Source organism: Flavivirga sp. 57AJ16 (assembly GCF_028736925.1).
Classification (GTDB): Bacteria; Bacteroidota; Bacteroidia; order Flavobacteriales; family Flavobacteriaceae; genus Flavivirga.
On record NZ_JAQZAT010000029.1, the window covers coordinates 1 to 22,404 of the forward strand.

Here is a 22,404-nt window from a genome sequence, read left to right on the forward strand (position 1 = left end):
TGTTGGGCTGGTCTTTAGTTTTTGGGGCATCATGGGTAAGGGTGCTCATCTAGTTCTGTTTTTAGTGGTTCTCCAAAACTAAATACTCTTTTGTGAACTTACAATATGCTCAAGCCCGAAGGCTTACCTTTCTTCTTGCGTTTTACATGTTTACGGTTATATGTATCTCTAAGCAACTGCTTGGATACCCTAACATAAGTTTGACGTTGGTTTAGACCTTCTTTTTCTGCTATGGTGTTACATTTATCAATGATTTTCTTTGCCAATTTTGCATCTGTAGGAAAGCTGGTATTGTTTTCTGCTACTGTGGTGTCCGATAAGGTTTGTTTTTCTCTGGCTGCTTTTCCATGAAGTAAAACCGAATAACTGAATATTTTTTCTACTCCTGCTTTGCCTATACGTTTTCTAAAATGAACAAAATCGCTAGGATCACAGGGAAAATTATGTTCAAAATGGGACATACCACAAAAGTATTGCATATAAGGATCTCGAACCCAAGCCTCACAAAGCGTCTCATCTCCTAAATTATAAAGACGCTTTAGCATTAAACTTCCTATCATTAAACGAATTGGCATTGAGGGTTTACCTGTGTGAGAATAATACTTTGAGAATTCTTGTTCAAAGTAAGTCCAATCTATTTTGTCTGCTAAAAGAACCAGCTCATGGCTTAAGTCGATAAAGTCTTTTAACAATGGTCGAAACAAATCGCCTTGGTTTTGATTTGAGGATTTTCCTATCATTTATTGCAAGGTTTTAAATGCAAAATAAGGGTTTCCTTGCAATTTTTACCCTTCTATATTCAACTTTTTTAGGGGTAAATCATTATAAATCCTTTCGTTAAATTGTTTTTAAGGAGCGACTAATTAGTAATACCTTTAAATCTTTTTTTAAAATACCAGTTGTTTTTGAATTAGCCACCTAGAGGCGACGTTTTGAGATAGAGTACGGGCAACCGTTATTATAGTCCGGTTGTAATCAATGGGTCCATTTTTAATCGAAGAGAATTTCTTTAGATTTGTTCTCCTTTAGATTTTTATTTATGATTATGATATTGAAAAGAGACTCTTAAAAACATTGAAATTGGAGCGTTACTGAATTTACTTTAGGTAATAGAATTTTTGTTTTACTCAGCTGTATTAGCTTGTGAAACATGGATTTTTTAATAAAAAAGGCACCAAAAAAGGTGCCTTAATTACATTGTTTTTGCGAAACTATTTATAGATCCTCCATAAACAAGAGAGTGACACAAGATGTTTGATCTTTACGCAACTGTACAACACCTTCAGCTCCTCCTAAATTAACAGTACAAGGAATCCAATCTTCAAATTGCTCAATATTACAATAACCAATTGAAAGATCTGCATCAACACAATTTGTAGTCACATTACTTATGTAATCTACGATTGTTTCATTAGGATCCTCTGCACTATTTTCGGCAGGAGTAAAAGCAAGCGAAGCTGTGATAGCTAACATCAAAGCAAAAGCTGGTAAAACGATTTTAAAAAAATTTGTTTTCATAATATAGATATTTAAAAATTAACGACCTACTCTATTTTACAGGTTTTCGGTCTTAGCCCTGACTGCAGTATTTTTTACTGGTATTCCAGTAATTGTTTTTTTTGAATATTGGAATTTAGTTTTTTGTCTTGGATTTTGGTATTTGAATTTTGCGCCGTCATAACAAGAGGCTGTCTTTTCTTAAAACGATCGCCTAGTTGATAGGTAACGATATGATTGCCAATAAGCCCTATAAAAGTATCATGGAGGACATGAAATGTTTTTAGTTTATGTTTCCCAATGTCCTCGACATAGAAACTAAATTCATAACGGTTTTCCACCATGTCATATACATCAATAACCGCCGATTTTTGCCATAATACCAAAGGTTCTTTGTTTCCCAGTAGATTGGAGTTTACAAACAGGTAGTTTCCAGAAGAGGCACAGTATCTGTTCACCATAAGAGCAGGAGCGGCCATTTTTTTTTGCTTTTTAGAAACAATAGTTCCCACTTTTATTTGAGCCTGGCTGATGGTATCGATGGTCTTCCCCAGAAGTTGTAACTGCAAGCTGTCATTAGCCACAATATATTGGTTGCGGTAGCGGTAAGTATACACCAATTGCTTACGTTGCTCATTGTACTGGAGCGTCCCGTCAACATCAAAAATACCATCCACCTGTTTTTGTAAAAGCTCATAAGAAAGAGTTGTTTTGGTCGAGTCCGCAATACTAACTGTCCCCAAAGCAAATTCATTGGTTTTATTACTTACAGTTCGAATAGCCAAGGTAACCGAGTCCATGACTTGAACACTATTGAAATAAGGCGGATCTTCCATTACAGAATAGGCTTTCCAATCATTGGTACACCCTCTAAGAATATAGGGAACCGTACCGTCCATCAAAAAGAAATGAGGTGGTATCACCCGAACCTTTGGAGAACGAAAAGGGAGGCTATCCCGATCTATTGTAAAATGGATTTGCTGTTTGTTTTGAAGAGCTGTGTCCACGACAGTAAGATATAAAGGCGACTGTGTGTTGCCCAGATAGATCTGTCCTTTGGCTGCTCCAGCAATATAATAGCCATTGTATTCAAGGTCTAGTTCATGGGTTTTCTTTGGCGTATCATAAAGAAAGCCCCGTCTAAAGCTCATGTCTCGTTCTAACTCTTTATGTGTAAAGGCAAACAGTAATGAGATGAACCCTATACTACCAATGATGCAGGCTAAAAGGGATACATAAAGCTTTTTTGTACTCATAAAGCAGCGAATTTAGGGTTTGTATGATTTTTGTGTCCGTTTATAATAATGATACCAATAGCAGCCAGAATCACAAAAGCAATATTAAAGATCAAGTGCTCTGTCCAGCCCAGTTTTTCGATAACGCCGCCGCAGGAACAGGGAACATCATTACTAAAATTTAAAATAATAAAGATATAGGCGGTGAACATCACCATGAGGTTAAAGGCAGCAAATAGTCCCAAGAGCTTAAATCTGGGAATCATTAATAGTAATGCGATCAGGATTTCGAGAGATGGGATCATCCAAGCCACAATACTTGCAAAGGGCGTTAACATAGCAGCTTGACCTATCTGGATCTTAAATTCGTCAAAGACACGAAACTTGCTCAAAGCCGCATATACAAATAAGAGGATATAGAGGAAACAGATAAATTCTAGAAGGGCATTTTTATACTTACTGTGAATTTTCATAATCACTAATAATGAGTTATTTATTAACAATACAAAGATGCGAGATAAAATTTATTTTAAATGGATAAATACTTGTCTAGGAGGGATTTGTTAGTCCACGCCGATGGCGTGGCAGGAAGACTCAATTTTGAGAATCCCGATGTAAAATCGGGAGCACTCAAAATTGTAAGTCGAAGTAATCCCGCCTCAGGCGGGATCTCTATATGCCTTTTATAGTTAATAGATGATTTTTTAAGAATCATATTTTACTTTGTTAAAATGATAAATCTTAGTTTTTACTTATTTAAGTGTCATATCAAAATATGGCAAGATTAAGACGTCACACAATTTTGGTGCTTTTGTATGATGGGATTTCTCATTGCATTCGAAATGACAAACCCTCCTCAAAAATGTATGCTTTGGATATTACAAAACAATATTAAGGCACACACTTATACAAGATGATATTGGCACAAGAGGCATTATAGTCTTTACCATATAATTGCTCAGTTTTTTTAAGTATGGTCACAGTACAAAGCCCAAGGTCTTGATTGACAGTATCACAATTAACGGGGTCTACCAGTATACACATCTCGTCAGGACCGTGATGAATCCACGCTTTGGTAATTGGACAATCTTCTGCTATGTCGTTTTCAACAGAAGTAAAAGCAAGAGACGCCATTATTGCAAACATGAATGCAAAAGCTGGTAAGGCAATTTTAAAAAATATTGTTTTCATTTGTTTAATTTTTCTATCAAGCTTATAAAGGTGTGTAAAAGAATTTATTTTTAAAGGATAAACAGTTGCCTTATAGGGATTTATTTAGTGCACGCTGGTGGCGTGGTGGGAAGATTCAATTTTGAGAATCCCGATGTAAAATCGGGAGCACTCAAAATTGCAAGTTGAACTAATCCAGCCCTAGGCGGTATCTCGGATTTATGCTTTTCATTAGAATCTTTTGTTTGTATATCGCTTTTGTCATATCGAAATGAGGTACGATTGAGATATCACATTCTATTGATTTGCGCTATTATTATGGGATTTCTCATTGCTTTCGAAATGACAAATCGTTCTTAAATATCAATAGAGAATACTCTTCTTTTAGTGTCATGCCAAAATGAGGAACGATCGAGATATTACATATTTAGCATAATACTTTTTTGGTTCATTCTAATATAAAGAAAACGATTTCTGAATTTTTTTAGAACTACTTTTACGAATCGTGAGTTACAATGCCTCAAGCTAACAATAACCAAGTCTTTATTCTTGACTCTAACAGCAAAGCGGTCTTTATTCTTCAATACCAAGTGCGTTTAAAAATAAAAAAGCCAGAACGCACTTATTTTTTACAAAGTCTAAAAAAATTAAGAAAAGATATGGTTCTGGCCATTTTGGGGACTGTTACGGTAAACCTTATAACCCCTACTTATAAATTATTATAAAGTAAGCGTTAGGTTGTCTAATTTGGACAAGGATTCACCTGATTTTATTTGTTTAACAAGTGCCGTTCTATCCATACCACAAGCACTGGATAGGTAATGAAACTGTACGATGGCTTCTTTTAGATGATTAGAGGTGGTTGCAAAGCAGTGCCAGTGGGCACCACGATCGATAATTTTGGTTATCGATTTCGAACCATTTTTAGCGTCCATTGAGGTATATTGGCTTAATGTGTAGCCAAACTCATGATAAGCCTTAAAAATAAAAGCCGTTAAAATTTCCAGAGGAAGCAGGAACATCTTTGGAGATGTATCTTGATCTGTTTTTTCACCGTTTTTTAAAAGTTGCATTAAATTTTCTGGGATCTTTATTTTTTGAAAGTCACTTTTTAGTTTTAACCAATGCATATGGGCATTTATAAATATATCATTGCTAGAGGCTGTAAAGGGCTTTTTGCCAGTCATTTCGGCTTTGGAAACCCCATTTAAAATCATTTGCTTTACAATAATAGCATGCCCATATTGTTTAATAGGGTTTTTCATTTCGAATTCTCTGTCATCAAATGCGATGAGCTTTTGGTGGGTTTTTTTATGTGTAAATACGCGTTGTATCATTCGTTTTTTTGATTGATTGGGGAATCTCTTACAAAAATCAGAAATAAAATTTAATTGATAAGGAATATAACTTGTCTGAGAGGGATTAATGAAACCCGATTTTGAGAATCCCGATGTAAAATCGGGAGCACTAAAAGTCGTAGGTTGAATTAATGCTGAACTAGTTTCAGTATCTAGCGAAATATCAGGTAATTTATTAGTAATTAACACATTAAAAACTGGGTAGCCGAATTTGAAAAGTAAATTTAGGACAACTACGAATCAGTACTACCCAGCTTGAGGGGTTTTTTAATGCATAAATTAAAGTAGGGTTAAAATCTGCTGCAAATGTAAATGATGGTAATTAACTCTTAGGGAAATAAAATTGCCTGAGAGGGATTAATTTAATGAAACCCCATTTTGAGTGCTCCCGATTTTACATCGGGAGCACTCAAAATTGTAAGTTGAATTAATACTGAACTTGTTTCAGTATCTCAAGAAAGCTATCCCGAAGCTGCGTACTGATTTGTGCTTCGACAAGCTCAGCAAGACAGGGTGACTTTAAATTGTCTTTATAGTTTTACTGGGTAATTGGTTTTAAGATTTTTTTTTTAAGTTCTCTAAAAATTATGCTGAAAATGGACATCCCGATAAGCGAGAATAGTCCTCGACAGGCTCGGACTGACATTGCGTTGTTTGCCTAGCTGTGTACTGATTCGTGCTTCGACAGGCTCAGCAAGACAGGGTGACTTTAAATTGTCTTTATGGTTTTACTGGGTAATTGGTTTTAAGATTTTTTTTTAAGTTCTCTAAAAATTATGCTGAAAATGGACATCCTGATAAGCGAGAATAGTCCTCGACAAGCTCGGACTGACATTGCGTTGTTTGTCTAGCTGTATATTGATTCGTGCTTCGACAAGATCAGCAAGACAGGGTGACTTTAAATTGTCTTTATAGTTTTACTGACGCTACGTTATTTAATTTAATATGGTGATGACTAAATGAAGAATAATGAATAAATGACTGGGAACATAAAATAGAATCTCGTTGTCATGTAGAGAGCTGTATGGAGCATTAATTAGGTCATGGAATGATATATTTGTAATTTACTCAAAAAAAATGATTTAAAAATAAACTGATGGTAGCTAGTTGAAACCATTGAGACAAAAAGAAGTTCCCATGTCACCCTGAGCTTAGCTGGCCCTGAGCTTGTCGAAGGGTCGAAGGGCCGAAGTACAAATTGAAGTTAAAATGACATTTTATTACGTATATATATTACTTTGTTCAGACAAAACCTACTACACAGGAATGACCAACAATTTAGAAAGAAGAATGAACCAACATGTGGCTGGTTATAGAAAAGATAGCTATACTTATTCAAGACGACCAATCGAACTCAAATGGTATTTGCAATGTACTAATCCATCAGAAGCTATTAAAATTGAAAAACAAATAAAAGGATGGTCTCAACGAAAGAAAGAAGCGCTGATTGATGAGAATTGGGATGATTTAATTAAGTTCTCTAAAAATTATGCTGAAAACGGGCATCCTGATAAGCGAGAATAGTCCTCGACAAGCTCGGACTGACATTGCATTATTCAATTGTGAGTATAACTAAAAGGAAAAAGTGAATTTAATTTGATGTAAATACCCTGAGGTACAAAAAAGACAAAAAGAAGTTCCATGTCACCCTGAGCTTGTCGAAGGGTCAAAGCATATTCCTTTAGAGTGAAATCCTGATAAGCGAGAATAGTCCTCGACAAGCTCGGACTGACATTGCGTTGTTTGCCTAGCTGTGCATTGATTTGTGCTTCGACAAGCTCAGCAAGACAGGGTGACTTTAAATTGTCTTTATGGTTTTACTGACGCTACGTTATTTAATTTAATATGGTGATGACTAATGAAGAATAATGAATTTAACTCGATATAAATGACTTGAAACATAAAATGGAACTTTGGAGTTATGTCGAGACCTGTGTGGAACATTAATTAGATCATGGAACGATATATTTGTAACTTACTCAAAAAAAAATGATTTAAAAATAGACCGATGGTAGCCAGTTGAAACCATTGAGACAAAAAGAAGTTCCCATGTCACCCTGAGCTTGTCGAAGGGTCGAAGGGTCGAAGCACAAATTGAAGTTAAAATGAAATTTTATTACGTATATATATTACTTTGTTCAGACAAAACCTATTACACAGGAATGACCAACAATTTGGAAAGAAGAATTAACCAACATGGGGCTGGTTATAGAAAAGATAGCTATACTTATTCAAGACGACCAATCGAACTCAAATGGTATTTGCAATGTACTAATCCATCAGAAGCTATTAAAATTGAAAAACAGATTAAAGGATGGTCCCAACGAAAGAAAAAAGCACTAATTGATGAGAATTGGGATGATTTAATTAAGTTCTCTAAAAATTATGCTGAAAATGGACATCCTGATAAGCGAGAATAGTCCTCGACAGGCTCGGACTGACATTGCGTTGTTTGCCTAGCTGTGTACTGATTTGTGCTTCGACAAGCTCAGCAAGACAGGGTGACTTTAAATTGTCTTTATAGTTTTACTGGGTAATTGGTTTTAAGATTTTTTTTTAAGTTCTCTAAAAATTATGCTGAAAATGGACATCCTGATAAGCGAGAATAGTCCTCGACAGGCTCGGACTGACATTGCGTTGTTTGCCTAGCTGTGTACTGATTCGTGCTTCGACAAGCTCAGCAAGACAGGGTGACTTTAAATTGTCTTTATAGTTTTACTGACGCTACGTCATTTAATATTGTGATAACTAATGAAGAATAATGAATTTAACTCGATATAAATAACTGGGAACGTAGAATTTTATCTTTATTGGGACCGTTTAAGAACAAGGCGAACCGATGTAAGAAAATACAAATATTTTGTTCGTTTTATTAGGTAATATAAATATAAATTCATACCTTTTTAAGGTTATAAGATTAATTTCAGCTACGCTCAATCCCCAGAATCCCTATAAAAAAGTTGATCGGGCGCAACCGAAATTAGATATCAGGCTAAGCAAAGATCGCTGATAAGATTTAACTTTAAAGGATTAAAACTTATCTAAAAGGGATGTCTCACAAGCCTGATTTTGTGTTGAATACCCTAGGAATAACAGTCATGTTAAAGAACAAGGTTTTTTGAGTTTTGATTTTAAAGAAATAGTAAGATTTAGCATGGTTTTTTGTTTCGGCTACGCTCAACCTGTAGGGTTCCAATAGGATTTGGGAGTGGATTGGGCGCAACCGAAGTCAAAAAGACAAAAATTACTAACCACAACAAATATCGCTGATAAGATTTAATTTTAAAGGATTAAAACTTATCTGAAAGGGATACCTTTACAGGTTTGGTTGTTATATGGGACAAAAAAGATGATCTTTTGTTTCGGCTACGCACAATCAGTAGAACTCCAATTAAATGGTGATTGAGCGCAACCGAAGTCAAAAAGATAAAAATTACTAACCATTACAAATATCGAGGATATAGTTTAGCCTAAATGGATTAAAACTTACCTGAAAAGGATTTACCCGTATTATTCATTTGAAAATCAATACCTACAACAGTATGACACCTTGAGACTGATTCAGGATTTAGTGCGCTATTATTATTATTATTATTATTATTATTATTATTATTATTTTAAATTTTGATCAACATATGGGATAAAATTAAAAACAGTACCCGAAAATACAAATCGGACTTGTTCCTCACTTTTCAAAAACTACCGTGTATACAAATATTGCATAATAAAAAGATTAGACACGAATGACACTAATTTTCACCAATTCTTCTGTCTATTGACAGATTTCAAGTCTATATAGGCTAGGGACTCATGTTCATGCTGAGTTCAAATCTATGCCGTAAAATATTAGATTCGTGTGAATTAGTGCCATTCGTGTCTTTTTTAAAGATGTACGCACATGTAGTTTTGAAAATGGAGGCCCCCCCATTTATATTTTGGAGCACTATTTTGCCTCTCGAAAACTTATGATAGAAATGGTATGCTCGCTAAAAATCATTAAACTTCCAACTAAAACTTAGCATAAAGTATTGTTTAAGAATCTTACTTTGGGAATCCCGGATATAATTTTGAGTAGCAATACGTCTGGCATCTGTATTTTGATTTAATAGATCGTAAACCTTTAAGGATAAAGTTCCCTGGTCTTTAAACATGGAATAGGCCAAGATCGTGTTCCAAAACCAGGCACTTTTTTGAAAGCCTTCTGCCACATTTGGATTATAATTAAAGCTGATGACATGTCGCCATTCGAGCCTTTTAGGAACAAATGTGGTTATTTGCAATCCCACTGAATGATTGATAAATTCCTGATCTTTAAAATTGTCCAGATCGAATGTGGTTTTGTTAAATGACAGCCTATAATTAGGTGTAATCCGCATGATAGCATCCCAGTCGAATGTGATGCCTACGTGAGGCGTTAAGGCCGTATTGTTCGAAACATATTGCACGGCATTGTTAAAGTTAACAGCTCTGTTTGTGCTTGCAGACAGGCCCACACTATATTTAAGTGTTTTTAAGGAGTCTACCTTTATCGTCTTATTATAGCTACTGCTAGCATTTAAGCGATACCCCCCATTGACGTTCGCATAACTGGTGTTTCGCACAAAATTGTCATCAATAGTTGTTTTGGTAACCACTTGGTTGCTGCTTAAATTAGCAGAGATATGGCTAAAAAAACCACGGCGTTTTTGAAAATGGAACGTGCTATATCCAAAATAAAGACTATGGTTATTTGTCGGTTTTAAATTAGGATTTCCAGTGATTGTATTCAAGGGATCGGAAACATCTTGAAAAGGGTTTAACTGTGATAACTGTGGCGGGATGTTATTTATACCATAACTGGCAGATACATATGATTTTGGGTTAAACTGATAATGAAAATTCGACCGCAGTTCCAGGGTTTTAAAATCACGTTTTAAACTTAACAGGGGCCTTAAAAAATCATTGTTTTCTAAAGTTCTAAATACATAGCCGGTTTCCGAACTAACAGACCATTTTTCTTTTTTATAAGTAAGCCTTAAAGCGGGCGTGCTTCTTGTGTTTATATATTCAAAATCGGTACTTAGGTCCTCGTCAAATAAAGTGAAATCCTGTGTGTCTGGATTGAAATTATAAGTGCTTTTTGTATTTTCTTGTGTATCACGCATATAATTAAATTTAAAATCCAAAAACAATGCTTTTGCCATTAACGGCCATCTGAAAGAAGCATAGGTGCGGAGCTCTTTGGATTTTTGATCGCCGTCCGTAAATAGGTTTCGGTTAATAGTTTCTGGGTTGGTTCCAAAAATGGCCGTTTCGGAATTTAAATAAGCCTTACTTTTTGAGGTTTCATGCTTATTTGAAATGTTAAATCTAAAATACGCCCCGTTTTTACCAAATCGTTTTGTGACATCCAACCGGTTATTAAAGTTTTTATTGCTGGTTTCTGAAAACAAAGACGAGCTGGATTGATTTGTTAAGGTGCTTGCTTCGTTTCTGGACGTTTGGCTTCCCGAGGTTTCTGTTTTATTTTTAATGAAGTTGAACGATGGGTTTATATTGATTAAAAGAGTGGAATCGACTTTGATATTAAACCCTAAACGGGTGCTATGATTATCACCGTCGCTATATGATTTTGTATTGGAATTGGTAGTGTATCTTGAATCTGGGAGAATGTTTTCTTGCTGTATGGTGTTCTCGTTCTCTGAACGGCTATTGGAGAAAAAATAATGAGCAGCGATATCATCCTTTTTTCTTAATTTATCGATATAATTGGCACCATAGTTTTGAGATACGGTGATACCTTGTCCGTCACTGGTAGGACCGCCTCCAAAACTAAACCCTGGCGAATTTATATTGTTTCCTCCTGCAAGTACACTAAGGCGCCTATCGTTATCAAAAAGATTGAGCATACCGGCAAGCTCGTAACGCTCATGAGTTCCTGCACCAGCTGCAACTTGTCCAAAAACACCATTGTTATTTTCCTCTTTTATAACAAGATTGACCGTTTTTTTTTCTTTGGCGCCCTCGTCTCCGGCAAAAGCTTCAGACTTGGTTTTTGTATCTGTAATTTGTATGTTGTCAATAATTTCTTTACTTAAATGTCTGGTCGTTATAGTGGGGTCATTACTGAAAAAGGGTTTCCCATTGACTAAAACGTTATCTACTTCTTTCCCGTTTATGGTTATTTTCCCGGCGTCATTAACATCAACCCCAGGCAATTGCTTTAATAAATCTTCAACATTTGCATTTTTTTTAGTTTTAAAAGATGATGCATTGAACTTTAAAGTGTCTTTTTTTATGGTAACGGGAGGAGTGAATTTTATAAGGATTTCCTCCAGGGCATTAAGATCTGTTTTTAGGTTTATGGTGTTCAAATTAATGGATTCCTGATCTAAATTAATAGTTTGGTAGTGGGTTTGATAACCAACATAAGAGATATAAAGGTTTAAACGCCTTTCTGCCGTTTTGCCCTCTAAATTGAACTGGCCATTTTTATCTGAAATGGTATAAGTAACCAATGCGCTATCTTTAATACGTTCTAAGTGTGCCGTTGCCGCTTCTAAAGGGATTTTATCGGTTTCGGTTATTAATACCCCGGAAATTTTAAACGGCTTCGTTTGTGCGTAAGATACGGTGAGGCAGAGCATTGCAAACACGAAAAAACAATTTTTCACACGTTTAAATTTTAGATGTTAATTGTTTTATGGTGGGGACCCATTACAGAATCTGTATAACACGCCGTTCTCACATTTAAAATAACAAGAGTTCTCTTTTTATAATAACCTGATTTTGATTGGTAAGCATTTTATAGTTATTTGTCATTCAGAGTGCAGCTAAGATTCTTCAGTCGTACCTCCCTGTCTGCCGATAGGCAGGCTTCTGAATGACACCCAACTATTATTATTCAACGTTACGTCATTATGTTATTTCCATACGCTAGTTAAAATTTTAACAATAGTATTGGTCTGACATATAGATGGTTATTGTGTTGGTTGTTAGTTGGTATTATCCAATACTTGAAACTTTATTCTTTTCAAAATCAGTTACGCTTAATCTCCAAAATCCTAAATAATGGGAACCATGCGCAACCGAAGTTGAAAAGATAACTAACAACTGAAGAACAAATATCGAGGATAAAACTTAACTTAAATGGATTAAAACTTGTCTGAAAAGGATGGAATGTTATGTTTGGTTGGTAGCTGATGGTTGATGGTTGATAGTTGGAAGTCTTCAGTAGGCAGTATTTAGTTTCAACTTCAACTTCAATTTCAACTTCAATTTCAGTGTTCAGTGTTCAGTAGGCAGTCTTCAGTAGGCAGTATTTAGTTTCAACTTCAACTTCAACTTCAATTTCAATTTCAATTTCAGTGTTCGGTGTTCAGTAGGCAGTCTTCAGTGTTTAGTTTGGGGGCGGGAAACAGGTACAACGGTATCCGTTCGCCAAATTTAATATAAAGTTGCTGGACTGTCAAACGCCAGTTCTGTGGGGCGATGTCCATTTTTTCCGATGGACTTCATTACAGCCTCGTCTGCTGGAAAAGAGAGCTTGTTTTTGATGTATTTCCTGATTTTTCCATTGAGATTTTCAATAAGGTTTGTGGAGTAAATAATTTTCCTTATTTCTAAAGGGAACTCATAAAAACGGTAAGATCTTCCCAGTTGCCTCTCCAGCTTCCAACTCCCTGCTTCAAGCTTCATACTCCCAGCTTCATACTCCAAGCTTTTCCACTTCATATAATATTTTCCCTAATCCCTAATCCCTACTATTAGATTGTTTTCTTAAATCCCTTGGAGTAAAACCATATTTTTCCTTGAAAGCTTTCGAAAAATGAGGCGCACTTATAAAGCCAGTTACGTGTGCGACCTCTTTTATGGATGTGTCCGTATGTTGGATTAATACACTGGCTTTTCTCAATCGTTCATTTATTAAAAAGCGAAAAACAGTTTGTCCGTATAATTGCTTGAACCCATACTTTAGTTTGTATTCATTGGTCCCAAAGGTATGTGCTAATTCTATCAATGGAGCAAGTGGTTTATCTAAATTGTTAATGATATGATCATGTACTTTTCGGATTTTTCTAATATCAGAAAAACTTAGATTTAACTGTTTACTTTTAGTGCTGGTCTGGAGATGTTTAGTTGCTTTGTTTTTATCCTTTCTCGAACTCACCATTTTTTGTAATTCAATGTCTCTTTCTATACTGTTTTTAATAATTTCTATAGACGTAATTACGATTCTTTCCGATTGATTATCCTGCTCAACATATTTACTTACCAGACAATTTGTTGTGAGAATTAATTGTTGTTTGGTTTTAAAGGATAGTACGATATATTCCTCATGGGCATCTAGGTTTGTAGATGCTAACTTGGATTTCAAACCATCCCAGGCTAATTTTGAATCCTGGGTTAGGAATGTAGAAAATATTTTTTTACGTAATTCATTATCATCAAAAAATAACATTTGCTTTATACGGGAATTAAAAGCAATAATAGAATCTTCCATATCTAATACAAAAAACATTTGTACCAGGTGTTTGTAAGTTTCATTTAGGTTTGCATAACCTTGATGGATAAAAGAAGATTTTATTTCCTGAAAGGTCATGTTAACCAGTGCGATAAGTGCTTCGATATCGTCATCCAAGTTGGATCTTTCAATATTGTATGCAAAATTTCCACTGGCAAATTCCATAAGCATGGTGTGGATCTGTTTTATTCTTTCCTTATTAGTTTCATCGTCGCTCATGAATACTATATTTATTTAATCTAGTTTTACGGTGTTTATACTGTTTTAAACAGGAAAAATCAAAAATTATTTAAAAAGCAGTGATGCACAAAAGCCATAACAGCTATACGTAACAACTGTTATTTAAAAATTCTATAGCATCTTCCTTCTTACTAAAAAGCTTTGGTGTGATCGTGGGATTGTTGATTTTAATAAAAAAGTCCGATAAAGTATTGTCTAGTGGGCTATTGGATAAAAAAGCAACAGCTTTAATTAGGACAGACCCCTCTACGGCAAAATAGCTTCTGGCATCTTTATTGGCACTTTTAATACCTCTTACGTCACAAAAGATTAAAAAGGCTCTACCTTGTTGTATAGCGAGTCGATCTTCGACAACTTTTATGGCTGCAGATCGATCTAAAGAGATTCCTTTTTTGTAAACAATAAAAAGAATGTCTTTTTCAATCCAATACTTAGCGTATCCGTTTTCTATATAATCTGTCAAACTATTTTAAGTTTAGGGGTTAAAAATATACTTATTAAGCTGGCAAAACCAATCATTGTTTTTTTAAAAACAGGGATATGTAAAAAGCTTTACAGGGTCATGACTATTTCTTATTGTGGTTATTTAGAAACTTTAAAGCTTCTTTCTCCTCGGTAAAGATCTGAGTTGTGATAGCGGGATTGCTGGTTTTAATATAAAAACCAGATATGGTATTGGTCAAAGGGTTATTGACTAATAAAGCGACAGCTTTGATTAAGGCAGAGCCTTCTATGGCCAAGTAGTCCCTGGCACTTTTATCTATGCTCTTAACACCTCTCATATCACACAAGATTAAAAATGATTTACCTTGTTGTAATAGAAGTCGGTCTTCGACAACTTTCATGGCTAAAGGTAGGTCTATAGAGACCCCTTTTTTATAAACAAAATAAAGGATATCTTTTTCAATCCAAAACTTTGCGGACTGGTTTTCTATTTGGTCTTTCAAACTATTCTAAAATTTGGGAGGTTCGGAAATTTCATACTTAACTTAAATTTAAATATACGTGTTGTGATTAATTTTGTATTAATTTAATTTATTTAAGAGAGAAATGCCTTTCTGTTAAAGTGAGACAAGTTATAACAAAACAAGTTATTATAAAACAAATATATGCACAATTATTTAAAGTAAACTGAGGTAAAACCGTATTTTTTAACCCTTTAGGAATAATTTTGGTGCTAATTATGTCTAACTTTTTAATTTACAATATTCCAGGTGTTTTATTGGTTCTTTGAAGTTTTAATTATTTGTATTTCAGTTGTTTATGTATTTTGTTTTTAAGTTGTTAAATCGTAATATATTTTTTTATTAAAATAAAACTTGTCTTAAAAGGATAAAAACTTGTCTGTAAGGGATTTTTTATTGAATCCCAGGAATTATAATGAGGTTGGGTTGTAAATTTTTATAGCTTTATATGTTTTCATAAATCAAATGGTATGGATGACACTGACCCTCAATTAAAACGACACCAACCTTACTAACAAACTTTAAAATGGCAAAAATTAAACACAATAACTTTCTGGACACTGTTAATGATGTATTTACAGCGGCAAAAAAAGAAGGCGTACTTCACTTGTACGCAGAAGGCGATAGTTTTACAGGAAGAAAAATAAGAGTAAAACAAAAAGATCTTTTTCACTTCGGAACGACAGGCTATTTAGGTCTGGAACAGGACAAGCGCTTAAAAGAAGCTGCGATGGATGCCATTTATAAATATGGCACACAGTTTCCTCTTTCTAAAAGCTATATCTCAAATCCGTTATATCGTAAGCTTGAAGAAAAGGTTACCCAATTATATGATGCGCCTGTTATTATTACAAAAAATAGTACACTTGGGCATCTTGGAGTCATTCCCAGTGTTGTTAACGATGGAGATGCCATTGTTTTGGACCATCAGGTCCACTGGAGCGTGCAAAGTGCAGCTAATGTGCTTAAAACCCGTAGTGTGCCCATTGAAATGATTAGGCACAGTCATCTGGATATGTTGGAAGATAAAATAAAGAAGTTATCCTCTAAATATAAAAAGATCTGGTATATGGCAGATGGTGTTTATTCTATGTACGGCGATGTGGCTCCTATAGGTGAACTTATGCAACTATGTGATAAATATCCACAATTACATCTGTATTTGGATGATGTTCACGGAATGAGTTGGGCAGGAAAGCACGGAACAGGTTATGTACTTAGTAAACTGGACGAATTACCCGATAATGTATTGTTATTTGGCACGTTAAGCAAAACTTTTGGAGCTAGTGGGGCAGTTGCTGTATGTACCGATAAGAAAAGGTACCATAAAATAAAAACCTTTGGGGGCCCTTTAACTTTTTCAGCCCAATTAGAACCTGCTTCTGTTGCTGCAGCAATCGCTTCTGTCGATATTCATCTTTCTCCCGAGATTTATATGCTTCAAAATGAGCTCTTAGAGCGGATTACCCTGTTTAATACATTATTGGCAAATACAGATTTGCCTTTAATTGAACAAAACAATTCCCCCGTATTCTATATAGGCACAGGAATGCCCGTTACGGGCTATAACTTTGTAAATAGGTTAATGAAAGAAGGGTTTTTTGTGAATTTAGGAATATTTCCAGCAGTACCTGTAAAGAATACTGGGGTAAGAATCACCATTTCCAGACATAATCAGGCAGAAGAAATAAGAAATCTGGTAGAGGCCATGGTCTATCATTACCCGAAAGCTTTAGAAGATACCCATACCACTCCAGATAAAGTAAGAATGGCTTTTAAACTACCCATTTTAAACGAAGTGCCAAAAAAGAAAATCGTTGAGGAATTTCATGTCATATATAAAAAGACCATTCAACATATCGCTAAAGAGGAATGGAACAAACTTATGGGGAAACAAGGGGCCTTTGATTGGGATGGTCTGCTTTTTCTTGAAAATGTCTTTACGGAAAATGAGCGTCCTGAGAATAACTGGGACTTTCACTATATCATCATTAAAGATGAAAAAAATACGCCTATACTAGCGACTTTTTTCACATATGCCCTTTGGAAAGATGATATGCTTGCTCCGATTTCTGTTTCTATTAAATTAGAAGAAACACGAAAAAATACGCCCTATTATCTTACTTCCAAAGTGTTGGGCATGGGATCACCATTTACAGAAGGCCAGCATATGTATTTGGATAAATCCCATCCACATTGGAAATTAGCAGTAAAACAGATGATAGATAAAATTGAAGATCTGGAGCAACAATTTAACTCAAATTGGTTGGTGTTGAGGGATTTTGAAAACGATGATCAACTTAATCAATTATTTCATCAACAGGGGTTCATTAAGACCATAATGCCGGATTCGTGTCAAATACTTGATCTTTATTGGGAGACCATGGATGCATATCCAGAGTCGTTATCCACACGTTCCAGAAAACACTTTAAAAAAGATATCAAACCTTATGAAGATCGTTTTAAGGTGGTGTTGAACGATGCCCCTAACCAAAAGCAAATAGATCGATTTTATGAGTTGTATAGTAACGTAAATAAGCATAATCTTGCTTTGAATATGTTTCCCTTGCCGAAAAAGCTATTTACAATGATGTCCCAGCACCCAAATTGGGAGTTTTTAACATTGTATTTAAAAAAGGCCTTTAGTGAAGGGGAATCTGATATTCCAGTAGGCGTTATGTTTTGTTACAAAAATATGGGAGCGACGTATACCCCTGCATTTATTGGTATGGATTACAATTACACCGATGAACATCAAATTTATAGACAACTGTTATATCAAACCATTAAACGCGCTACGGAACTTGGATTTAAAAAGATAGATTTTGGTATGACGGCATCCTTTGAAAAGAAAAAAGTAGGGGCGACCATTATTCCTAAAGTGGCCTATATACAGGCAAAAGATAACTTTTCTATAGAGTTAATGGGAGTCATGGAAAATCACTAGCTTTTAGGAGTAGATAGATGGTTGGTCGTTTACTTAGGTGTGAAGTTCAACTATTATTTATAAAACCAAAAGATTGAGAAGTTAAATTTGGGAAATCATGTCGTATGGTATTCCCAGCTGGCAGCTACAGTGTACCCACATCTTTTAAGGAACTTTATTTTGTGTACAGTTCTTAAGGGACATGCCAATAGTTTTCACGACAGACAGGCGTTATTATATATTAAGGCATTATAATTGAACCGCTTCCCCTCTTCAGCCGAACTACCGTGTGTACTCATTTATAAAAAGGACACGAATGACACAGATTTACACGAATCCAATACCTTAATAACACAAAGCAAAGTTAAACAAGAACATATCTCACCAAGTCTGTGCAGACTTGAAACCAGTAAATAGAGAGCGTTAATTCTAAATAATTCCCCGAAGGCTCTGCCTCGGGCCTGCCTACTGGCAAAGGCAGGGATAGTCTGTTTCAAGAATTTTTTTATTTAACGAGAAACCGTTTAAGAGTTAATAAGTCTCTTCTTTCAGGTTTATTAGTGATCATCTGTGTCATTCGTGTCTGATTTCTTTTATTTCATTTTTAGCTGTTGATATTTGTGTGCATACGGTAGTTCGCCCGAAGAGAGGATAAGTTTTTCGACGGCAGGAGGAAAAGAAAGGGGGCGTTTGACGAATTAAACAAGAAAAGAACACTAAAAAAAACAAACCCTCCGTCTGTATGTTACCACATACAGCCACCTCCCTATTAAGCTTAAAAGGGAGGAACACGTATCGGGCAAGCCGTTGGTATAAAGTAGAAACTAATTAACTATGGAGCGATTATTTGTATTTGTGGGTACGCCGTAGCCCTACTCAATGTCATTAAGTTAAGGTCGTAATGTCAGTCTGAGCCTTTCGTCTCCGCTCAAGACAGGCTAAAGTCGAAGACCTATTGGAGTTCTAGTTTTTATTAGCATTTCGACTTTAGTTTATGTTGACAGACTGTGTTGCAATTAGTACTTTCGCTTTTTTTAACGAAAAACATTCGGGGGGAGAGAAGAAATTCAAATAAGGAAGTCTCAAACATGTGTTTTGAATTGCGACACAGTCTGTGAGCGCAGACGAAGTAATCAATGTGACAAAAAAGGATTAAATTACTTTAACTTAATAACATTGAGCCCTGCTATGCATGTATTTTCTTTATCAACAAAGTCAAAAACCTACTGCTTTTCTTATGGGTAAATTTAAATCAGAACTGGTATTATTTAAGGGAAAGCATGCGTTTAACAAATATGTTAATGGTTCTTATTAAATTATTCGATTTTAATAATACCTAACAGGTTAAAGGTTATATATTTGCAAAATATATTTTTCCACTAATTTAAAAAGGGATTTTTTAGATGAAAATCTAGATTTTCCTTACTTAGTGATTGGTCTGTTTGCGACCAGATACGAATTAAATTTTTGGAGATCTATTAAGTAAAATTAAACATAAATCATAATTTTAAAATGAACAGAACAATTGATCAGAGAGCGGCAGATAATATTAGAGCATTAGCTGTTGCTATGGTAGAAAAAGCGAATTCAGGACATCCAGGTGGTCCTATGGGAGGCGGAGATTTTATGCACATCTTATATTCTGAGTTCTTCAATTACGATCCATCAGATATGACATGGCCGTTTAGAGATCGATTTTTTATGGATGCTGGGCATTTATCTACTTTAATGTATGCACAGTATTACCTGTTAGGTAATTATGAGAAAAATGATATAGAAAACTTCAGGCAATGGGGATCTATTACACCTGGGCACCCGGAAGTTGATGTTGCCAGGGGTATAGAAAACACATCTGGCCCATTAGGGCAAGGGCATACTATGGGAGTGGGAGCTGCTATTGCTGCCAAGTTTTTACAAGCTAGGTTTGGAGACTGGATGAACCATAAAATATATGGCTTTATTTCTGATGGAGGTATTCAGGAAGAGATCTCTCAAGGCGCTGGTAGAATTGCGGGCCATTTAGGGCTGAGCAATTTTATTATGTTTTTCGATTCTAACGATATTCAATTATCCACACCAACAGATGAGGTGACCACCGAAGATACGGCCATGAAGTATGAAGCTTGGGGATGGAAGGTTGTTACTATAGATGGACATGATCACGATGCTATTAGAAAGGCACTCACAGATGCTAATAACGAAATCGAAAAACCCACCTTAATAATAGGTAAAACTATTATGGGTAAAGGCTGTGTAACAGCAGATGGAAATATGTTTGAAGGCCATTGTGAATTACATGGGCAGCCTATTGGTAATACGGGAGCAGACTACACAAAAACCTTATTGAATTTAGGCGCTAATCCTGATGCTCCTTTTGAGAAATATGAGGATGTAAGTGCTTTTTATGGCACATTAATAAAAGAGAAAACAGCAAAAGCGGCCGAAAAGAAAGCGGTTATTGAAGCTTGGAGACAGGACAATAAAGCACTTTCAGATAAATTAGACCACTTTTTATCGGGAGAACTTCCAGATTTAGATTTTGAATCTATCCAGCATAAAGCCGGATTAGCTACCAGAGTAGCATCTTCTAATGTACTTGGATATTTGGCGGAGCATGTTGAGAACATGATCGTGTCTTCGGCAGATTTATCCAATAGTGATAAAACAGATGGGTTTTTAAAGAAAACACAGGCCTTACAAAAAGGAGATTTTAGCGGTTCGTTTTTACAGGCAGGTGTTGCGGAGCTAACCATGGCATGTATTGCAAACGGGATTGCACTTCATGGCGGTATTATTCCAGTGGTAGCAACATTTTTTGTGTTTTCAGATTATATGAAACCAGCAATTCGTTTAAGCGGTATTCAGGAATTAGGTGTAAAATATGTTTGGACACATGATGCATTCCGTGTTGGAGAAGATGGCCCTACACACCAACCCATAGAACAGGAAGCTCAAATAAGACTGTTGGAAAAACTTAAAAACCATAGCGGTAAAAATAGTTTCTTGGCATTACGCCCAGCAGATTCAGCAGAAACAACCGTAGCATGGAAAATGGCTCTGGAAAACAATGATACACCATCAGGTTTAATACTATCAAGACAAGGTGTTAAAGATGTTCCGGCACAAGGGGAATCAAGATATCAAGAAGCTTTAGCAGCAGAAAAAGGAGGGTATTTAGTGAAGGAAGTTGAAAACCCAGATGTTGTTTTAGTTGCCAACGGATCGGAAGTTTCAACCTTGATTGAAGCGGCAAAATTACTTGAAGAAAGAGAAAATATTAAAGTGAACATTGCATCAATAATTTCAGAGGGTGTGTTTAGGCTTCAACCTAAAGACTATCAGGAAAGTGTGATTCCAAAGGATAAGCCGTTATATGGCCTAACAGCAGGTTTACCAGTGAACTTAGAAGGTCTTGTAGGCGAAAACGGTAAGGTTTTCGGAGTCGATCATTTTGGTTATTCGGCGCCAGCAGGGGTTTTAGACGAGAAGTTCGGTTTTACGGGAGAAAAAGTATGCCAGAATGTAATGGCATATTTAAATGAAACATCTATGGCTAAAATTTAAGCATATTAACCTTTTGAGAAATAGATTTAAATAGATAAAACAATAAATACAAGCAAATGAAATTTTTTATAGATACAGCCAATCTTGGTGATATTGCAGAAGCTCAAGCTTTAGGCGTTTTGGATGGTGTTACTACAAACCCGTCATTAATGGCAAAGGAAGGTATTACAGGAGCTGAAAATATTTTGGCACATTACCAAAAAATTTGTGATTTAGTTGATGGTGATGTCAGTGCAGAAGTGATCTCTACCGATTTTGAAGGTATGGTATCAGAAGGGGAAAAATTAGCAGCTTTACACCCGCAAATAGTTGTGAAATTACCATTAATAGCAGATGGGATTAAGGCGTGTAAATATTTTTCAGATAAAGGAATAAGAACCAATGTGACTTTGGTTTTTTCTGCGGGACAAGCATTATTAGCAGCAAAAGCTGGGGCGACTTACGTATCTCCGTTTATTGGCAGGTTAGACGATATTTCTACAGATGGCTTAAATTTAATAGCTGAGATTAGACAAATTTATGACAACTACGCTTTCGATACCCAAATTTTAGCAGCATCTGTACGTCATACCATGCACGTAATAGATTGCGCTAAATTAGGGGCTGATGTTATGACAGGACCATTATCGTCCATTAAAGGCTTGCTTAAGCACCCATTAACAGATATAGGTTTGGCTAAATTTTTAGAAGACTATAAAAAAGGAAATCAGTAGTTTTCTTTTAAATTATTTAAGAATTAAAAAGCGTCTCAAATTTTTTTGAGACGCTTTTGCTTTAGTTTGTATTAAGTATTAACGTGAGTTCGATATATTATAAACTGGTAATCAGTCATTAAAAGAAACCTTGTCGTCCCGAACGAGGAACGAGGAGCCTGCCTGTAAAGGCAGGGAATCTCATCATAAAGAGATGTCTCGTCGCTCATCCTTCGCTCCCTGCCTGCCGGCAG

Annotated in this window: 16 protein-coding genes and 1 pseudogene; 5 read left to right on the forward strand and 12 right to left on the reverse strand. The window is 35.6% G+C overall.

Annotation, left to right across the window (positions count from 1 at the left end):
- Positions 1–98: 98 nt before the first annotated feature.
- The 7 genes from PQO00_RS19855 to PQO00_RS19885 form a co-directional block, all read right to left on the reverse strand.
- Entirely contained in the window at positions 99–740 is a 642-nt protein-coding gene (locus tag PQO00_RS19855; RefSeq protein WP_274186599.1) for a transposase, read from the reverse strand.
- 475 nt (positions 741–1,215) lie between these two features.
- On the reverse strand, positions 1,216–1,518 hold the full coding sequence (locus tag PQO00_RS19860) for a DUF6520 family protein (RefSeq protein WP_274186600.1): 303 nt from the start codon (positions 1,516–1,518) through the stop codon (positions 1,216–1,218).
- 74 nt (positions 1,519–1,592) lie between these two features.
- A complete protein-coding gene (locus PQO00_RS19865) occupies positions 1,593–2,753 on the reverse strand; it encodes a hypothetical protein (protein ID WP_274186601.1) in 1,161 nt (386 codons plus the stop codon).
- Positions 2,750–3,205 carry a MauE/DoxX family redox-associated membrane protein gene (locus PQO00_RS19870; protein ID WP_274186602.1) on the reverse strand — a complete coding sequence of 152 codons (456 nt, stop codon included), beginning with the start codon at positions 3,203–3,205 and terminating at the stop codon, positions 2,750–2,752. The genes PQO00_RS19865 and PQO00_RS19870 overlap by 4 nt, the downstream gene beginning before the upstream one ends.
- Before the next feature lie 56 nt (positions 3,206–3,261).
- A complete protein-coding gene (locus PQO00_RS19875) occupies positions 3,262–3,447 on the reverse strand; it encodes a hypothetical protein (protein WP_274186603.1) in 186 nt (61 codons plus the stop codon).
- 176 nt (positions 3,448–3,623) lie between these two features.
- Positions 3,624–3,923, reverse strand: a complete 300-nt coding sequence (locus PQO00_RS19880) for a DUF6520 family protein (protein ID WP_274186604.1) — start codon at positions 3,921–3,923, stop codon at positions 3,624–3,626.
- Positions 3,924–4,621: 698 nt separating this feature from the next.
- Positions 4,622–5,239 carry a hypothetical protein gene (locus PQO00_RS19885; RefSeq protein WP_274186605.1) on the reverse strand — a complete coding sequence of 206 codons (618 nt, stop codon included), beginning with the start codon at positions 5,237–5,239 and terminating at the stop codon, positions 4,622–4,624.
- 1,230 nt (positions 5,240–6,469) lie between these two features.
- Between PQO00_RS19885 and PQO00_RS19890 the strand changes: the two genes are divergently transcribed.
- The gene (locus PQO00_RS19890) at positions 6,470–6,784 is read left to right on the forward strand and encodes a GIY-YIG nuclease family protein (protein ID WP_274186606.1); all 315 of its coding nucleotides are present in this window, start codon (positions 6,470–6,472) and stop codon (positions 6,782–6,784) included.
- A gap of 581 nt (positions 6,785–7,365) precedes the next feature.
- Complete coding sequence (locus PQO00_RS19895) at positions 7,366–7,680, forward strand: GIY-YIG nuclease family protein (RefSeq protein ID WP_274186607.1); 315 nt, start codon at positions 7,366–7,368, stop codon at positions 7,678–7,680.
- A 1,566-nt stretch (positions 7,681–9,246) separates the two neighbouring features.
- Here the strand turns inward: PQO00_RS19895 and PQO00_RS19900 are convergent.
- The 5 genes and pseudogenes from PQO00_RS19900 to PQO00_RS19920 all read right to left on the reverse strand — a co-directional run bounded on the left by PQO00_RS19900 (position 9,247) and on the right by PQO00_RS19920 (position 14,950).
- Positions 9,247–11,913 carry an outer membrane beta-barrel protein gene (locus tag PQO00_RS19900; protein WP_274186608.1) on the reverse strand — a complete coding sequence of 889 codons (2,667 nt, stop codon included), beginning with the start codon at positions 11,911–11,913 and terminating at the stop codon, positions 9,247–9,249.
- A gap of 838 nt (positions 11,914–12,751) precedes the next feature.
- Positions 12,752–12,871, reverse strand: a pseudogene (locus tag PQO00_RS19905) (transposase); the annotation flags it as partial.
- Between the two features lie 121 nt (positions 12,872–12,992).
- The gene (locus PQO00_RS19910) at positions 12,993–13,982 is read right to left on the reverse strand and encodes an AraC family transcriptional regulator (protein WP_274186609.1); all 990 of its coding nucleotides are present in this window, start codon (positions 13,980–13,982) and stop codon (positions 12,993–12,995) included.
- A gap of 103 nt (positions 13,983–14,085) precedes the next feature.
- Positions 14,086–14,466, reverse strand: coding sequence for a hypothetical protein (locus PQO00_RS19915; protein WP_274186610.1), 381 nt, complete (start codon positions 14,464–14,466; stop codon positions 14,086–14,088).
- A gap of 103 nt (positions 14,467–14,569) precedes the next feature.
- A complete protein-coding gene (locus PQO00_RS19920; RefSeq protein WP_274186611.1) occupies positions 14,570–14,950 on the reverse strand; it encodes a hypothetical protein in 381 nt (126 codons plus the stop codon).
- A 544-nt stretch (positions 14,951–15,494) separates the two neighbouring features.
- Here PQO00_RS19920 and PQO00_RS19925 point away from each other — a divergent pair.
- From PQO00_RS19925 to fsa, 3 genes are all read left to right on the forward strand, one after another.
- Complete coding sequence (locus tag PQO00_RS19925) at positions 15,495–17,915, forward strand: bifunctional aminotransferase class I/II-fold pyridoxal phosphate-dependent enzyme/GNAT family N-acetyltransferase (protein ID WP_274186612.1); 2,421 nt, start codon at positions 15,495–15,497, stop codon at positions 17,913–17,915.
- Between the two features lie 1,491 nt (positions 17,916–19,406).
- Positions 19,407–21,458, forward strand: coding sequence for a transketolase (locus PQO00_RS19930; protein WP_274186613.1), 2,052 nt, complete (start codon positions 19,407–19,409; stop codon positions 21,456–21,458).
- 56 nt (positions 21,459–21,514) lie between these two features.
- A complete protein-coding gene (fsa, locus tag PQO00_RS19935) occupies positions 21,515–22,171 on the forward strand; it encodes a fructose-6-phosphate aldolase (RefSeq protein ID WP_274186614.1) in 657 nt (218 codons plus the stop codon).
- Positions 22,172–22,404 lie beyond the last annotated feature (233 nt).

What these genes read in the sequence shown, in the direction of transcription:
- PQO00_RS19870 (WP_274186602.1), bottom strand. Translation starts at nt 3,205, where the DNA reads ATGAAAATTCACAGTAAGTATAAAAATGCCCTTCTAGAATTTATCTGT.
- PQO00_RS19885 (WP_274186605.1), bottom strand. Translation starts at nt 5,239, where the DNA reads ATGATACAACGCGTATTTACACATAAAAAAACCCACCAAAAGCTCATC.
- fsa (WP_274186614.1), top strand. Translation starts at nt 21,515, where the DNA reads ATGAAATTTTTTATAGATACAGCCAATCTTGGTGATATTGCAGAAGCT.
- PQO00_RS19865 (WP_274186601.1), bottom strand. Translation starts at nt 2,753, where the DNA reads ATGAGTACAAAAAAGCTTTATGTATCCCTTTTAGCCTGCATCATTGGT.
- PQO00_RS19890 (WP_274186606.1), top strand. Translation starts at nt 6,470, where the DNA reads ATGACATTTTATTACGTATATATATTACTTTGTTCAGACAAAACCTAC.
- PQO00_RS19910 (WP_274186609.1), bottom strand. Translation starts at nt 13,982, where the DNA reads ATGAGCGACGATGAAACTAATAAGGAAAGAATAAAACAGATCCACACC.
- PQO00_RS19875 (WP_274186603.1), bottom strand. Translation starts at nt 3,447, where the DNA reads ATGATTCTTAAAAAATCATCTATTAACTATAAAAGGCATATAGAGATC.
- PQO00_RS19925 (WP_274186612.1), top strand. Translation starts at nt 15,495, where the DNA reads ATGGCAAAAATTAAACACAATAACTTTCTGGACACTGTTAATGATGTA.
- PQO00_RS19855 (WP_274186599.1), bottom strand. Translation starts at nt 740, where the DNA reads ATGATAGGAAAATCCTCAAATCAAAACCAAGGCGATTTGTTTCGACCA.
- PQO00_RS19860 (WP_274186600.1), bottom strand. Translation starts at nt 1,518, where the DNA reads ATGAAAACAAATTTTTTTAAAATCGTTTTACCAGCTTTTGCTTTGATG.
- PQO00_RS19930 (WP_274186613.1), top strand. Translation starts at nt 19,407, where the DNA reads ATGAACAGAACAATTGATCAGAGAGCGGCAGATAATATTAGAGCATTA.
- PQO00_RS19895 (WP_274186607.1), top strand. Translation starts at nt 7,366, where the DNA reads ATGAAATTTTATTACGTATATATATTACTTTGTTCAGACAAAACCTAT.
- PQO00_RS19880 (WP_274186604.1), bottom strand. Translation starts at nt 3,923, where the DNA reads ATGAAAACAATATTTTTTAAAATTGCCTTACCAGCTTTTGCATTCATG.